The organism is Streptomyces sp. SID14515, from assembly GCF_010548505.1.
In the GTDB taxonomy this organism is placed as follows: Bacteria; Actinomycetota; Actinomycetes; order Streptomycetales; family Streptomycetaceae; genus Streptomyces; species Streptomyces caviscabies.
In genome coordinates this window covers 1-15,052 of record NZ_JAAGMH010000128.1, presented here as the reverse complement: position 1 = coordinate 15,052, position 15,052 = coordinate 1, and the positions used below count along the sequence as shown (strand labels likewise).

Annotated in this window: 14 protein-coding genes and 1 riboswitch; of the genes, 4 read left to right on the top strand and 10 right to left on the bottom strand. The window is 71.9% G+C overall.

Annotation, left to right across the window (positions count from 1 at the left end):
• Positions 1-52: 52 nt before the first annotated feature.
• The 8 genes from G3I54_RS30455 to ribD all read right to left on the bottom strand — a co-directional run bounded on the left by G3I54_RS30455 (position 53) and on the right by ribD (position 5,949).
• Positions 53-523 carry a PH domain-containing protein gene (locus G3I54_RS30455; RefSeq protein ID WP_164619256.1) on the bottom strand — a complete coding sequence of 157 codons (471 nt, stop codon included), beginning with the start codon at positions 521-523 and terminating at the stop codon, positions 53-55.
• 37 nt (positions 524-560) lie between these two features.
• The gene (gene hisG / locus G3I54_RS30450) at positions 561-1,409 is read right to left on the bottom strand and encodes an ATP phosphoribosyltransferase (RefSeq protein WP_164619254.1); all 849 of its coding nucleotides are present in this window, start codon (positions 1,407-1,409) and stop codon (positions 561-563) included.
• Between the two features lie 64 nt (positions 1,410-1,473).
• Positions 1,474-1,746 carry a phosphoribosyl-ATP diphosphatase gene (locus tag G3I54_RS30445; protein ID WP_003970410.1) on the bottom strand — a complete coding sequence of 91 codons (273 nt, stop codon included), beginning with the start codon at positions 1,744-1,746 and terminating at the stop codon, positions 1,474-1,476.
• 35 nt (positions 1,747-1,781) lie between these two features.
• Positions 1,782-2,267, bottom strand: coding sequence for a 6,7-dimethyl-8-ribityllumazine synthase (gene ribH / locus G3I54_RS30440; RefSeq protein ID WP_003970409.1), 486 nt, complete (start codon positions 2,265-2,267; stop codon positions 1,782-1,784).
• Positions 2,268-2,306: 39 nt separating this feature from the next.
• The gene (locus G3I54_RS30435) at positions 2,307-3,602 is read right to left on the bottom strand and encodes a bifunctional 3,4-dihydroxy-2-butanone-4-phosphate synthase/GTP cyclohydrolase II (protein ID WP_164619251.1); all 1,296 of its coding nucleotides are present in this window, start codon (positions 3,600-3,602) and stop codon (positions 2,307-2,309) included.
• Positions 3,599-4,243, bottom strand: coding sequence for a nicotinamide mononucleotide transporter family protein (locus tag G3I54_RS30430; protein ID WP_164619249.1), 645 nt, complete (start codon positions 4,241-4,243; stop codon positions 3,599-3,601). The genes G3I54_RS30435 and G3I54_RS30430 overlap by 4 nt, the downstream gene beginning before the upstream one ends.
• Positions 4,240-4,848 (bottom strand): riboflavin synthase, encoded by a 609-nt coding sequence (locus G3I54_RS30425; RefSeq protein WP_164619247.1) that lies wholly within the window; start codon positions 4,846-4,848, stop codon positions 4,240-4,242. Before G3I54_RS30425 ends, G3I54_RS30430 begins: the two co-directional genes overlap by 4 nt.
• Positions 4,849-5,949, bottom strand: a complete 1,101-nt coding sequence (gene ribD, locus G3I54_RS30420; RefSeq protein WP_164619245.1) for a bifunctional diaminohydroxyphosphoribosylaminopyrimidine deaminase/5-amino-6-(5-phosphoribosylamino)uracil reductase RibD — start codon at positions 5,947-5,949, stop codon at positions 4,849-4,851.
• A gap of 174 nt (positions 5,950-6,123) precedes the next feature.
• A riboswitch (FMN riboswitch) is annotated at positions 6,124-6,254 on the bottom strand.
• A gap of 309 nt (positions 6,255-6,563) precedes the next feature.
• Here ribD and G3I54_RS30415 point away from each other — a divergent pair.
• On the top strand, positions 6,564-8,918 hold the full coding sequence (locus G3I54_RS30415; RefSeq protein WP_164619243.1) for a chitinase C-terminal domain-containing protein: 2,355 nt from the start codon (positions 6,564-6,566) through the stop codon (positions 8,916-8,918).
• A gap of 81 nt (positions 8,919-8,999) precedes the next feature.
• Positions 9,000-9,746, top strand: coding sequence for an SDR family oxidoreductase (locus G3I54_RS30410; protein WP_164619241.1), 747 nt, complete (start codon positions 9,000-9,002; stop codon positions 9,744-9,746).
• A gap of 65 nt (positions 9,747-9,811) precedes the next feature.
• Here G3I54_RS30410 and G3I54_RS30405 read toward each other — a convergent pair whose 3' ends face one another.
• A complete protein-coding gene (locus G3I54_RS30405) occupies positions 9,812-11,002 on the bottom strand; it encodes an ROK family transcriptional regulator (protein ID WP_164619238.1) in 1,191 nt (396 codons plus the stop codon).
• 195 nt (positions 11,003-11,197) lie between these two features.
• Between G3I54_RS30405 and G3I54_RS30400 the strand changes: the two genes are divergently transcribed.
• Together G3I54_RS30400 and G3I54_RS30395 are read left to right on the top strand one after the other, a co-directional pair.
• On the top strand, positions 11,198-12,427 hold the full coding sequence (locus G3I54_RS30400) for an MFS transporter (protein ID WP_164619236.1): 1,230 nt from the start codon (positions 11,198-11,200) through the stop codon (positions 12,425-12,427).
• 259 nt (positions 12,428-12,686) lie between these two features.
• Entirely contained in the window at positions 12,687-14,090 is a 1,404-nt protein-coding gene (locus tag G3I54_RS30395) for a solute carrier family 23 protein (RefSeq protein WP_164619234.1), read from the top strand.
• Between the two features lie 7 nt (positions 14,091-14,097).
• Here G3I54_RS30395 and G3I54_RS30390 read toward each other — a convergent pair.
• A partial coding sequence (locus G3I54_RS30390; RefSeq protein WP_164619231.1) for a glycoside hydrolase family 6 protein occupies positions 14,098-15,052 on the bottom strand: 955 nt, incomplete at its 5' end.

The window sequence follows — 15,052 nt, the reverse complement described above, 5'->3', positions numbered from 1 at the left end:
GGGCGCCGCCGCCCACCAGAGTAGACAAGAAGGCCCCGCGTCGGGCAGGGGCTCAGCCGTTGCCGGAGGTGTCGTCGCTGCCGGTGCCGTGCGACTCGGCGAGTCCGCGCAGGGCGCGGGCGTCCCGGATGGCCTGCTGCTTGGCCAGGCCGGGCTGGATGCCGAGGGCGGGCAGGCTGGTGCCGTCGCTGAGGTCGAGGAAGACCCAGGGGTCGCCGGAGCGCAGGTTGACGCGGAGGATCTCCTCCCACGCCAGCCTGCGGGACCGGGTGAGGTTGACGACGGTGACCCCGGAGTCGTCGGCGGTGACCCGGGGCCTGCTGAGCAGGGCCAGGACGCCGAAGAAGAGTGCCGCGACGAAGACGAAGCTGACCCGCTCCCCCGGGTTGAGCCGCTCCAGCATCAGGGCGATGACCGTGATGACGAGGAACATCGCCAGGCCCACGCTCAGCAGGACCACCCGGGTGAGGGTGGGCCGGAAGGTGACCGGCAGGGTGGGGAGTTCGGGCCTGGGCGCGGACATCGGGATCTTCTCTCGGGGGTGCGGGTGGCCGGGGCCGTCAGAGGCGGCAGGCGTGGATGGCCGTGGTGAGGATGGCGCGGGCGCCGAGCTCGTACAGGTCGTCCATGATCCGCTGCGCCTCCTTGGCGGCGACCATGGAGCGGACGGCGACCCAGCCCTCGTGGTGCAGCGGGGAGATGGTCGGCGACTCCAGGCCCGGGGTGAGGGCGACGGCGCGCTCCAGGTGCTCGACGCGGCAGTCGTAGTCCATCATCACGTAGGACCGGGCGACCAGGACGCCCTGGAGGCGGCGGAGGAACTGCTGCACCTTGGGGTCGTCGGCGGGGGCTCCGTTGCGCCGGATGACGACGGCCTCGGAGGTCATGATCGGCTCGCCGATCACTTCCAGTCCGGCGTTGCGCAGGCTGGTGCCGGTCTCCACCACGTCGGCGATGATCTGGGCGACGCCGAGTTCGATGGCGGTCTCGACCGCGCCGTCGAGGTGGACGACGGAGGCCTTGACGCCCGCCTCGGCGAGGTGGGCGGCGACGATGCCCTCGTAGGAGGTGGCGATCGTCATGCCGTCGAAGTCCTGCGGGCCCGCCGCGGTGCCGGGCTTGGTGGCGTAGCGGAAGGTGGAGCGGGCGAAGCCGAGCTGGAGGATCTCCTCGGAGTCGGCGCCGGAGTCCAGCAGCAGATCGCGGCCGGTGATGCCGATGTCGAGCTTGCCGGAGCTGACGTAGATCGCGATGTCGCGGGGGCGGAGGTAGAAGAACTCGACCTCGTTCTCCGGGTCGACCAGGACCAGTTCCTTGGACTCCTTGCGCTGCTGGTAACCGGCCTCATGGAGCATCGCCATCGCAGGTCCGGAGAGTGAACCCTTGTTGGGAACGGCGATGCGCAGCATGAGGTCAGGTTCCTTTGTGCGGAGGGAGAGAAAGGGGCTGGGGCGCGCGGTGTTCGGGGCCGGCTCAGAGATGGGCGTAGACGTCGTCGAGCGAGATCCCGCGGGCGACCATCATCACCTGGACGTGGTACAGCAGCTGGGAGATCTCCTCGGCGGCGGCTTCCTTGCCCTCGTACTCGGCGGCCATCCAGACCTCGGCGGCCTCCTCGACGACCTTCTTGCCGATGGCATGGACGCCCTTGTCCACCAGTTCGGCGGTGCGCGAGGTTGCGGGGTCGCCTTCGGCGGCCTTGAGCTGGAGCTCGGTGAAGAGCTCTTCAAAGGTCTTGTTCGCCATGATGGTCCTCAGAATACGGGGTCGCCGGGGCGCACTCAGCGCCAGGGTTCGCTGACGGTCCGCAGCGTGGCGGCGGTGGCCACGGCGGCGGTGACCGCTTCGTGCCCCTTGTCCTCGTTGGACCCTTCGAGGCCGGCCCGGTCGAGCGCCTGCTCCTCGGTGTCGCAGGTCAGTACGCCGAAGCCGACGGGAACACCGGTGTCGACGGTGACCTGGGTGAGGCCGAGGGTGACGCCCTGGGACACGTACTCGAAGTGGGGGGTGCCGCCCCGGATGACCACGCCGAGGGCGACGATCGCGTCGTAGCCGCGTCCGGCGAGCACCTTGGCGACGACGGGCAGCTCGAAGGAGCCCGGGACGCGGAGCAGGGTGGGCTCGTCGATGCCCAGCTCGTGCAGGGCGCGCAGCGCGCCGTCGACGAGGCCGTCCATGACCTTCTCGTGCCACTGGGCCGCGATCACGGCCACGCGCAGGTCGCCGCAGTTGCGTACGGACAGTTCGGGTGCACCCTTGCCGCTCATGTCTCTCCTGATGCTGGTGATGTGCTGTTCGGTGGTTCGTTACTGGTTGGCGCAGGTCGACGCGGGGGCGTCGAGCCAGGGCAGGTCGTGGCCCATGCGGTCGCGCTTGGTGCGCAGGTAGCGCAGATTGTGCTCGCCCGCCTGGACGGGCATGGGTTCCCGGCCGGTGACGGCGAGGCCGTGGCGGACGACGGCCGCGGTCTTGTCGGGGTTGTTGGTCATCAGCCGCAGGCTGGTGACGCCGAGGTCCGCGAGGATCCGGGCGCCGGCCGCGTAGTCGCGGGCGTCGGCGGGCAGACCGAGTTCCAGGTTGGCGTCGAGGGTGTCCACGCCACGCTCCTGGAGTTCGTACGCGCGCAGCTTGGAGAGCAGGCCGATGCCGCGTCCCTCGTGGCCGCGCAGATAGACGACGACGCCCCGGCCGGCTTCGGTGATGCGCCGCATGGAGGCGTGCAGCTGGGGGCCGCAGTCGCAGCGCTGGGACTGGAAGATGTCGCCGGTCAGGCACTCGGAGTGGATCCGGACGAGGATGTCCTCGCCGTCGCCGATCTCGCCGTGGACCAGGGCGACGTGCTCGACTCCGTCGACGGTGGAGCGGTAGCCGTACGCGGTGAAGTCGCCGAACGCGGTGGGCAGCCGGGTCTCGGCCTCCCGGCGGACGGTCGGCTCGTTGCCTCGGCGGTAGGCGATCAGGTCCTCGATGGAGATGATCGTCAGTCCGTGCTTGCGGGCGAAGGGCACCAGCTCGGGCAGCCGGAGCATCACTCCGTCCTCACCGGCGATCTCGACGATCGCACCGGCCGGGCGCAGTCCGGCGAGCCGGGCCAGGTCGACGGCGGCCTCGGTGTGGCCGTTGCGGACGAGGACGCCGCCGGAGCGGGCGCGCAGCGGGAAGATGTGGCCGGGCCGGACGAAGTCGCCGGGGCCCGCGACGCCGCCCGCGAGCATCCGCAGGGTGGTGGCGCGGTCGGCGGCGGAGATGCCGGTGGTGACGCCGTGCGCGGCGGAGGCGTCGACGGAGACGGTGAAGGCGGTCTGCATCGACTCGGTGTTGTGCTGGACCATCTGCGGGAGGTCGAGGCGTTCCAGCTCGTCGCTCTCCATGGGCGCGCAGATCAGGCCGCGGCACTCGCTCATCATGAAGGCGACGATCTCGGGGGTGGCCTTCTCGGCGGCGATGACGAGGTCGCCCTCGTTCTCGCGGTCCTCGTCGTCCACGACGACGACGGGGCGGCCGGCGGCGATGTCAAGGATGGCCTGCTCGACGGGGTCCAGCGAGAGGTCCTCGGCGAGCGGGTCGTGGCCGGGGTGCAGCCAGGTGGGCTGAGCAGTCATGCCGTGGCTCCTTCCAGAGCGGGTGTCCGCGTACGCAGCCACCAGTCGCGCATGCCCCACAGGACGAGGGCGCCGTAGATGATGTAGACGAAGCCGGAGAAGGCGAAGCCGTTGGCGAAGTTCAGCGGGACGCCGACCAGGTCGACCAGCAGCCAGGCGAACCAGAACTCGACCATGCCGCGGGCCTGGGCGTACATCGCGACGACGGTGCCGACGAAGATGTACGCGTCCGGCCACGGGTCCCAGGACAGCGACGGGAAGGCGGTGAACAGGCCGCCGACGGCGAGGGTGCCGATGGCGGCGGCGCCGATCAGCACGCCGCGCTCGCGCCAGGTGGCGAAGCGGACGGCGATGGAGCCGTCCTGGGCCTGCTGCCTGCCGCGGTTCCAGGACCACCAGCCCCACAGGGCGACGACGATGACGACCAGCTGCTTGCCCGCGCTGCCGGAGAGGTGCGCGGAGGCGAAGGCGACCAGGAGGATGGCTCCGGAGAGCAGCTGGGCGGGCCAGGTCCAGATGGAGCGTCGCCAGCCGAGGGCCAGGGCGACCAGGCCGATGACGTTGCCGATCATGTCCGACCACTTGATGTGCTGGCCGAACACGGTGAAGGCCTCGGAGTTGAGCCAGGACGCGGCGTTCATCGCGGGTCCTGCCCGGCCCGGTCGCCGAGCATCCGCTCGACGTACTTGGCGATGACGTCCACCTCCAGGTTGACCGGGTCGCCGGGCTGCTTGTGGCCGAGCGTGGTCAGGGCGAGGGTGGTGGGGATGAGACTGATGGTGAAGAAGTCGGTCGCCGCGTCGACGACGGTGAGGCTGACGCCGTCGACGGTGATGGAGCCCTTCTCGACGACGTACCGGGTCAGCTCGGGCGGCAGCGAGACCTTGACGAGCTCCCAGTGCTCGGAGGGGGTGCGCTCGATGATGGTGCCGGTGCCGTCCACGTGGCCCTGGACGAGGTGTCCGCCGAGCCGGCCGCCGAGCGCCATCGGGCGCTCCAGGTTGACCCGGGAGCCGGTGGTGAGCGCGCCCAGGCTGGAGCGCTTCAGGGTCTCGGCCATCACGTCGGCGGTGAATTCGCCGTCGCCGGTGTCCACGACGGTGAGGCAGACGCCGTTCACCGCGATGGAGTCGCCGTGCTTGGCGCCCTCGGTGACGACGGGGCCGCGCAGCCGGAAGCGGGAGGCGTCCGCCAGCCGCTCGACGGCGGTGACCTCACCCAGTTCTTCGACAATTCCGGTGAACACTCAGTTTCCCTTCCGAGCAGGGGCGGGGACGGCGGTGATGCGCAGATCGGGGCCGATGGGCACGGTCTCGGTCACATCGAGGCGCAACGCCTCGGAGATGGTGGAGATTCCGGCGTCGGCGAGGGCGGCGGGGCCCGCGCCGAGCAGCACCGGGGCGAGATAGCCGACGACTTTGTCGACCTTCCCGGCGGCGATGAAGGCTCCGGCGAGGGTGGGGCCGCCTTCGAGGAGTACGGAGCGGACGCCTCGCTCGTGCAGGGCTCCGAGGAGGGCGTCGAGGTCCAGGCCGGGTCCGGCGGCGGCGCGGGGCAGGCGCAGGACGGCGGCCTCGGGGAGGTGGTCGGCCGGGGCGTCGTCGGCGACCGCGACCAGCGTGGGCGCGGTGTCGTCCAGGACCCGGGCGCCGGGCTTCACGGCGGTGGCGTTCGTGTCGACGACGACCCGCAGCGGCTGGGTGGCGCCGTCGATGCCGCGTACGCCCAACTGAGGGTCGTCGGTGCGGGCGGTGCCGGAGCCGACGAGCACGGCGTCGGCCACGGCGCGCAGCCGGTGGACGTCGGCTCGGGCCTCGGGCGAGGTGATCCAGCGGCTGGTGGCGTCGGCGGCGGCGATCCGGCCGTCGAGGGTGGCGGCGTACTTCCACAGGACGTACGGCCGGCCGAGGCGCACCGAGGTCAGCCAGGCGGCGTTGCCCGCCTCGGCCTCCTCGGCGAGGAGGCCCTGCTCGGCCCGGACCCCGGCCCGGCGCAGGGTGTCACCACCCCCGGTGGCCTGCGGGTTCGGGTCGCCGACCGCGTACACGACACGGCTGATCCCGGCGGCCAGGAGGGCCTGGGCGCAGGGGCCGGTGCGGCCGGTGTGGTTACAGGGTTCGAGGGTGACGTAGGCGGTGCCGCCGCGGGCCCGCTCGCCGGCCGCGCGCAGGGCGTGGACCTCGGCGTGCGGCCCTCCGGCGCGCTGGTGGAAGCCTTCGCCGGCCAGGGCTCCGGCGGCGTCGGTGATCACACAGCCGACGACCGGATTGGGGCTGGTGGAGCCGAGACCGCGCGCCGCGAGCGTGATCGCTCGGCGCATGGCGGTGATGTCGGCTGCGGTGTCCACCGGGTCCTCCTGCCTCTTCGGGCACGGACTCCGGGGCCTGTCGATGACGACAGATGAAGCGGCTGATCAGGGGAAACGCCGAAAACCCGAGAACGGGAAACGCCAGGAACGCACGGAGTCCCGGGAGATTCCCGGCCATGCGTCCGCCGACGGCGGCGTACCGATGACAAACCGCCGCGCACTGCCTCCCATCCGGACTTTCACCGTCGGTCCAGGAATTTCACCTGGTCAACCGGCCGCTGGCTGCGGACGGGTCGCGGACTGTAACCGCCGGTTCGGAATTGCACCGACCCCGGAGTGCGCTGCTATTGGTACGAAACCAGTCTGCCACGGTCGCCTCTCGGCCATGCGGGTGAGGGCTGTGGGCTGGGTCACAGCGGACGCGGCAGATCCTGGCGCATTCCGGTCGGCGAGGAGTCGACAACGTAGTCATCGACGCCGCATCGGAAAAGTTGACCATTAAAGGTCCAGACCTATTGACGCACTGGTCTAGTCCTCTTAATCTCTGCGTCACCTCCGAGGTTCGGTCCGGCGGTGTGCGCACACCAGGACCCCGACACGACCCACCCCTTTGCCAGTTGTGTTCTGCCGACCTCCCCAGGAGGAACGACCACATGCTGTCCCCCACCCGAGCGAGAGCCACCCTGCTCGCCGCCGGCGCCGCCGTCGCCGGACTGCTGCTGAGCTCACTCGCCGCAGGTCCGTCGGCCGCCGCCGCCGACCAGACCTCCTGTCGCCCCGACGGGCTCTATCAGACCCCCGGCGTCGACGTCCCCTACTGTTCCGTCTACGACGCCGAAGGCCGCGAGAAGATGGGCGCCGACCACCAGCGGCGCGTCATCGGTTACTTCACCAACTGGCGTACCGGCAAGGACGGCAAGGACGCCTACCTCGTCCCGGACATCCCGTGGGACAAGGTCACGCACCTCAACTACGCCTTCGCGCACGTCGACGGGTCCAACAAGCTCTCGGTCGGCCCCGACAGCGCCGACAACGCCTCCACCGGCATGACCTGGCCCGGTGTCGCAGGCGCGGAGATGGACCCGGCGCTCCCCTACAAGGGGCACTTCAACCTGCTGACGAAGTACAAGAAGCAGCACCCGAACGTGAAGACCCTGGTCTCCGTGGGCGGTTGGGCCGAGACCGGCGGCTACTTCGGCCCCGACGGCGAGCGCGTCGACTCCGGCGGCTTCTACTCGATGGCCACCAACGCCGACGGCTCGGTCAACCAGGCGGGCATCAACACCTTCGCCGACTCGGCCGTCGACTTCATCAAGAAGTACGGCTTCAACGGCGTCGACATCGACTACGAGTACGCGACCACGATGAAGGACGCGGGCAACCCGCTGGACCACGCGCTGTCCAACGGCCGCCGCGCCGGGCTGGTCAAGGGCTACGACGCCCTGATGAAGACGCTGCGCGAGAAGCTCGACCGCGCGGGCGCCGCCGACGGCAAGCACTACCTGCTGACCGTCGCCGCCCCCTCCTCCGGCTATCTGCTGCGGGGCATGGAGACGTACCAGATGCAGAAGTACCTGGACTACGTCAACATCATGTCCTACGACCTGCACGGCGCCTGGAACGAGTACGTCGGCCCGAACGCCTCCCTGTTCGACGACGGCAAGGACGCCGAACTGGCGCAGGCGGGCGTGTACTCCACCTCTCAGTACGGCGGCACCGGCTACCTCAACACCGACTGGGCCTACCACTACTTCCGCGGCTCGATGCCGGCCGGCCGGATCAACATCGGCCTGCCGTACTACACCCGCGGCTTCAAGAACGTGCAGGGCGGCACCGACGGCCTGTGGGGCAAGGCGGCCACGACCGACTGCCCGGCGGGCGCGGGTCTGACCAAGTGCGGTGACGGCGCGGTCGGCATCGACAACCTGTGGCACGACAAGGACACCAACGGCAAGGAATCGCCCGCCGGTTCCAACCCGATGTGGCACGCGAAGAACCTGGAGAAGGGCATCGTCGGCGATTACGTCACCGACTACGGCTTCCCCGCGAACACACAGCTGACCGGCACATACGCCCGTAAGTACGACTCCACGCTGGTCGCCCCGTGGCTGTGGAACGCCGAGAAGAAGGTGTTCCTCTCGACCGAGGACGAGCAGTCGGTGAAGGCCAAGGCCGACTACGTCGTGGACAAGGGCATCGGCGGCACGATGATCTGGGAGCTGGCGGGCGACTACCGGTGGAACGCGGCGAAAGGCCAGTACGAGACCGGCTCCACGCTGACGACCGCGATGTACGACGCGTTCAAATCGGCGGCCCCGTACGGCGCGAAGCGCTCCACGATCGACCTGCCGACCGAGGCGCTGGACATCGACGTCTCCTTCGGACAGTTCCCGCTGGGCGACTCCAACTACCCGATCAGCCCCAAGCTGAAGATCACCAACCGGACCCAGGCCACGCTGCCCGGCGGTACGGAGTTCCAGTTCGACTACTCCACCTCCGCCCCGGCCAACGCCAAGGACCAGTCCGGCTTCGGCACGACGATCATCCGCAGCGACCACACGGCGGCCAACAACATCGGCGGCCTGAAGGGCGACTACAACCGCGTCTCGCTGAAGCTCCCGGCCTGGCAGACGCTGGCCCCCGGCGCCTCGGTGGAGCTGGACTTCGTCTACTACCTGCCCACCTCCACCCCGTCGAACTGGACCGTGACCTTCGGCGGGAAGTCCTACTCGCTCGCCGGTGACCTGGCCCGCGGCACCACCGTGGTCGAGCCCGGCACCGGGACCAACCCGACGCCGACCCCGGACCCGACCGGCCCGACGCCGACGCCGACCCCGACGCAGCCGGGCGGCGCCTGCTCGGCCGCGGCCTGGAACGCGAACACGGAGTACACCGGCGGCTCCACCGTCAGCCACGGCGGCCACGAGTGGAAGGCCTCGTGGTGGACGAAGGGCGAGACGCCCGGATCCACCGAGTGGGGCGCCTGGAAGGACCTCGGCGCCTGCTGAAGCCCCTGCTGCCCTCCGGCCCGGTGCGAGCGGATCTCCCCGCTCGCACCGGGCCGGACCCCGCTCCGGCAGACTGGCCCCATGACGACGATTCTGGTCACCGGCGCCACCGGCACACTCGGCCGGCAGGTCGCGGAGCGGCTGCGCACCGCAGGGGCCGATGTCCGCGGTCTCAGCCGCCGCTCCCCCTCGTACGCCGTCGATCTGCGCGACGGCAAGGGGCTGGACGCGGCGGTCGAGGGGGCGGACGTGATCGTCCACTGCGCCTCCACCCCGCGCGGCGGCGACGACCGGGCGGCGGGCTTTCTCATCAACGCGGCGAAGCGGGCCGGGACGCCGCATCTCCTCTACATCTCGATCGTCGGCGTGGACCGGCTGCCGCTGGGCTATTACACGGTCAAGCACCGGGTCGAGCGGATGATCGAGGACTCCGGGCTCGGCTCGACGATCCTGCGGGCCACGCAGTTCCACGATCTGGCCCTGCGCATCCTGTCCGGAGCGGCGAAGCTGCCCGTGCTGCCGGTGCCGGCAGGCGTGTCGCTCCAGCCGGTGGACAGCGGTGAGGTCGCCGACCGGCTGACGGCGCTGGCGCTCGGCGGTCCGGTGGGCCGGGTGCCCGACCTGGGCGGCCCCGAGGTCCGTGAGCTGACCGACCTGGCCGGGGCGTTCCTGCGGTCCGCCGGCCGCGGCCGGCGGGTGGTGCCGGTCCGGCTGGCGGGCAAGGCGTACGCGGGCTACCGGCGCGGCGACCATCTGGCGCCCGAACACGCCGTGGGAACCGTGACGTTCGAGGAATTCCTCGACCGCCGCCGTCGCCACCCGGCCTGAGCCCGCGCGCCCCGCCCGGACTCGCTCCTCTGGGTCTCGGGCCGCCGGTCCCCGGGCCCGCCCGGTCAGCCTCCCGGGGCGAACAGCGCGTCCTGCGCCGCGTCCCGGGCGGTGATCAGCGCACCGCGCAGCACGGCCCCGTCGCCCAGCGAACCGGCGCGGACCTCGGTGCGCAGGGGTGACATCGTGGCCAGCCGCTCCTCGACCCGGGCGGCGAGCGCGGCCCCGCCCGCATGGCCGACGGCCCCCGCGAGCAGGACGCAGCCGGGGTCGAGCACCGAGACGACGGCGGCGGCGCCGAGGGCGAGGCGGTCCGCCAGCTCCTTCAGGAACGGCTCGCCCGCCTCCCCCGCCTCCAGGGCGGTCCGCACCACGTCCACGACCGCCGCCTCCTCCCGGCCCTCGGCCACCGCGCCGAGGTCCACGAGACCGTGCCCGGCGGCGAGTTCGCACAGCGCGGCCGAGCCGGCCAGGGAGTGGAAGCCGCCGTCGCAGTTGACCGCCGAGGGCAGCCCGCTCACCCCGGGCACGGGCATGAAGCCGATCTCCCCCGCACCGCCGGACGCCCCCTGACGCAGCTTGCCGTCCAGCATCACGGCGGCCCCGATCCCCTGGCCGAGCCAGAGCAGCACGAAGGTCTCCCGGTCGTGGGCGGCGCCCTCCCGGTGTTCCGCGACGGCCGCGAGGTTGGTCTCGTTCTCCACCAGGACGGTGGCGGGCAGCCGTCGCTGGAGCTCCCGCACCAGGCCCCGGTGCCAGGCGGGCAGGCCGGAGCTGTCGCGCAGTTCGCCGGTGACGGGGTCGATCAGCCCGGGCGCCCCGACCCCGACGCTGTGCAGGGGGACGGAACCGGCTTCGCGGGCGGTGCGCTCCAGCAGGGCGGCGGCCAGCTCGACGGCGGGTTCGGTGCCGGTGTCGCTGCCGATGGGCAGGGAGCCCTCGGCGAGGGTGGCGCCCAGCAGGTCGGCGACGACCACGCCGACGCTTCCGAGGCGTACGTCGAGCGCCGCGAGATGGGCCCGGTCGGCGACGATCCCGTACAGCTTGGCGTTGGGTCCGCGGCGGACGGCCCCGGACTCGCCCACGACCTGGATCAGCCCGGCCCCCCGGAGCCGCTCGACGAGGTCGGCGACGGTGGGGCGGGAGAGTCCGGTCAGCGTTTTGAGCTGGGTGGCCGTCAGCGGGCCGTCCTGCTGGAGCAGCCGCAGGGCGAGCCGGTCGTTGATGGCCCGAGCCGTGCTCGGTGATGCGGGCATAACCGGGATCCTTCCAGATCGCCGCCGCGCCGTTCTCCGGGCGCTCTCCCGGGCGTTCTCCGGGGCGTTCTCCTGGGCGCGAAGTAACGACTATTTATCAGGCAGGGTTCCTGATAGTTTACGCCACGCATCGTCGCAGGGGAGCGCCGGGACGGCCGGGGCACCCGAGAATTCCCAGGGGAGGGACACGACGGCATGACGAACGACCCGACCGTCACGGTCTACAGCACACAACAGGTGAAGCGGGCGCGGATCGCCGTCGCCGCGGTCTTCACCGTGCACGGGGCGGTGACCGGCAGCTTCGCGACCCGGGTGCCGTGGATCCAGGACCACGCCGGGGTGAGCGCGGGCCAGCTCGGTCTGGCGCTGGCCTTCCCGGCGATCGGCGCGTCGATCGCGATGCCGCTGGCCGGCCGGATCAGCCACCGGTTCGGGGCCCGCACCGCCCTGCGGGGGCTGCTGGCGCTGTGGACGCTGGCTCTGATCCTGCCCGCCCTCGCGCCGAGCCTGGTCACCCTGTGCGCGGCGCTGTTCGTCTACGGGGCGACGGCCGGGATGTCCGACGTCGCCATGAACGCCCTGGGCGTCGAGGTGGAGAACCGTCTCGACAAGTCGATCATGTCGGGGCTGCACGGCATGTGGAGCGTGGGCGCGCTGATCGGTTCGGCGGCGGGCACGGTCGCCGCCCACACCGGCACCGACGCCCGTCTCCACCACGTCATCGCGGCCCTGGTCCTCACGGCGCTGGGGCTGATCGCCTGCCGGGACGTCCTCGATCTCCAGAGCGGTCCGGAGGAGGAGCCGCCGCCGCGTTTCACGCTGCCGCCGAAGTCGGCCCTGATCATCGGGGCGATCGGATTCTGCGCAGTGTTCGCCGAAGGGGCGAGCCTGGACTGGTCCGCGGTCTATCTGCGGGACGTCCTGGACAGCTCCGACGGCCTCGCGGCGGCGTCCACCACGGCGTTCGCGCTGACGATGGCGGTGGCCCGGATCGGCGGGGACCGGATCGTCGACCGGTTCGGCGCGGTCCGCACGGTGCGGACCGGTGGACTGCTGGCCACCGCCGGCGGGCTGCTGGTCGTGTTCTCGCCCTCCCCGGCGGCCGCGATGTGCGGCTTCGGGCTGCTCGGCCTCGGCGTGGCGGTCGTCGTCCCGCTGGCCTTCGCCGCGGCGGGGCGCAGCGGACCGAACCCGAGCCAGGCCATCGCGGGCGTCGCCACCATCACGTACACCTCGGGCCTCATCGCCCCCTCCGCGATCGGCTCGCTGGCCGAGGCGACCTCGCTGGTGGTGTCGTTCGGCGTGGTGACGGCGCTGGCCTTCGGCCTGGTGCTGGGCGCCGGAGTGCTGAAGTCGGCCGACCGCAAGGTCACCGGCTCGACGGTCGGCGGCGGTACGACGACGAAGAGCGCCACCGGGAGCTGACCGGGGCCGGCGCCCGGGTCGCACGGCGTGCGCGGCGGCGGGAATCGGGCAGCGCACGAGCGGTACGAGAACGGGAACGCGGTACGGCGGCACGGGCGGCACGAGGGCGGGAACGCGGTACGGCGGCGCGCGGCGGGTGACCTCCGCGCGGACGCCGCCCGCCGCACCACTACCATGGCGCTGATCTTTTCCGCAGGTGAACACCGAAGCCCGGATCGCGGACCGGCCGGCACACCGAGCAGACCTTCAGGGAGCAACCATGAGCCTCGGCGTGCGCTGGACCTTGCACGGCGACGGGAAGACACCGGCGCCCGGGGCGGTGGTGCGCCCCGACGAGCGGCTCTCCTGGCCACGTACGTTCGGACTCGGCGCACAGCATGTGGTGGCGATGTTCGGGGCCTCGTTCGTCGCCCCGGTGCTGATGGGCCTCGATCCGAACCTCGCGATCATGATGTCCGGCGTCGCGACCGCGATCTTCCTGCTGGCGACCAAGGGCCGGGTGCCCAGCTATCTGGGCTGCTCGCTCTCCTTCGTCGGCGTCGCGGCCACGATCCGGGCGAGCGGCGGCGATGTCGCCACCATCACGGGCGCGGTGTTCGTGGTCGCGGTGGCCCTCTTCCTCGTGGGTCTCGCCGTGCAGCGGTTCGGCGCGCGGATCATCCACGCGGCGATGCCGCCAGTGGTGACGGGCGCGGTCGTGATGCTGATCGGCTTCAACCTGGCGCCGGTGACCGCCTCCACGTACTGGCCGCAGGACCAGTGGACGGCGCTCGCGGTGATGCTGTTCACCGGGCTCGCCGTGGTGTGCCTGCGCGGGTTCCTCTCCCGGATCGCGATCTTCCTGGGGCTGGTCTTCGGGTACGTGCTGTCCTGGATCCTGGACCTGGTGTTCGGGAAGATCCACTCTCCGGCGGGCGGCGCGCAGGCGGTCGACCACTGGCGGCTGGACCTCTCCGCCGTCGGCAAGGCCGACTGGATCGGTCTGCCGGACTTCCACGCCCCGGCCTTCGAGTGGTCCGCGATCCTGGTGGCGCTGCCCGTGGTGATCGCGCTGGTCGCGGAGAACGCCGGGCATGTGAAGGCCGTGGGCGAGATGACCGGCGATTCACTGGACGACAAGCTCGGCACCGCCATCGCGGCGGACGGCGCGGCGTCGATGCTCTCCACCGCCGTGGGCGGGCCGCCCAACACCACGTACTCCGAGAACATCGGCGTGATGGCCGCGACCCGCGTCTACTCCACGGCCGCCTACTGGGCGGCGGCCTGCTTCGCGCTGCTCTTCGGTCTGTGCCCGAAGTTCGGCGCGGTCGTCGCCGCGATCCCGGGCGGAGTGCTCGGCGGGATCACCGTGATCCTGTACGGGATGATCGGCCTGCTCGGCGCGCAGATCTGGCTCAACGGCCGGGTGGACCTGCGTAATCCGCTCAATCTGGTTCCGGCCGCGGCGGGCATCATCATCGGCGTCGGCGGGGTCAGCCTGAAGATCACCGACAACTTCGAGCTGGGCGGTATCGCGCTCGGCACGATCGTCGTGATCACCGGCTACCACGTGCTGCGGGCCTTCGCCCCGGCACACCTCAAGACGCAGGAACCGCTGCTGGACTCCGGCACCTCCGCGTACGACGAGGACGCCGCCGGACCCGAGGGGCCCGGGAAGTCCTGAGGCAGGCTCAGCCGGTGGCCAGGGCGTAGGCGTACTCCGGGGCGAAGGAGCCCGCCGCGCCCGAGCAGCCGTCGGACTCCCCCGGCAGCTTGACCCAGAGATACGCGTCGATCCGGGCCTCGCCGGTCCGTGTCGTCGGGGTCTGGCCCAGTGCCCGGCCCGCCGGGTCGCACCACTGACCGGCGGCGGGCGCTCCGTTGCCGTTGCGGCTGGTGTCGACGACCGCGCCGAGGCCGGCCGGGCCGCCGAGCGCGGCGAGCACCCGGCGGGCGTAGGCGCTCTCGTCGGCGGTGCGGTGGAAGTTGGCCACGTTGGTGAAGATGCCGTCGCCGCTGGTGGCCGCTCCGGCGGCCCGGAGCGCGGCGGCCTGTTTCGCGGGGGCGTGCCAGCCCGAGTGGCCGCCGTCGTAATAGACCCTGGCCTGCGGGTTCGCGGTGCGCAGCGTGCGTCCGGCGCGGGCCAGCGAGGCGAAGCGGGCGGCCCGTTCCGGGGCGGTCAGGCAGTCGGAGAGGGCGATGGCGTCCGGCTCCAGGATCACGATCGCCGGGCCCGCGCCGAGCCCCTCGGCGAACTCCCGTATCCACGCGTCGTACGCGGCCAGGTCCGGGGCGCCGCCCTGGGACGCGCCGCCGCAGTCCCGGTCGGGTATCGCGTACGGCACGAGCACCGGGGTCCGGCCCGCGGCGGCCGCGCCCCGGGTGACCGCGCGGACCTGCGCCGCTATCCCGTCCGGGTTGTGGGCGGTGAACCAGACGGCCGCGGGCTGCGCCGCGATGCGGGACTCGATCACCGGGCGGCGCGGATCGTCGGGGTTGGCCCGCACCCAGTCCAGGACCTGCGACCGCGGATGCCGGAACAGCCGGGTGCGGGGCGGCGGGGCGGGAGTCGCCGAGCGGGCGGGCGTGGTCGCGGGGGCGGTGCTCGGGCGGTTCGCGGTGCGCGAGGGGGACGGGGGCGCGGCG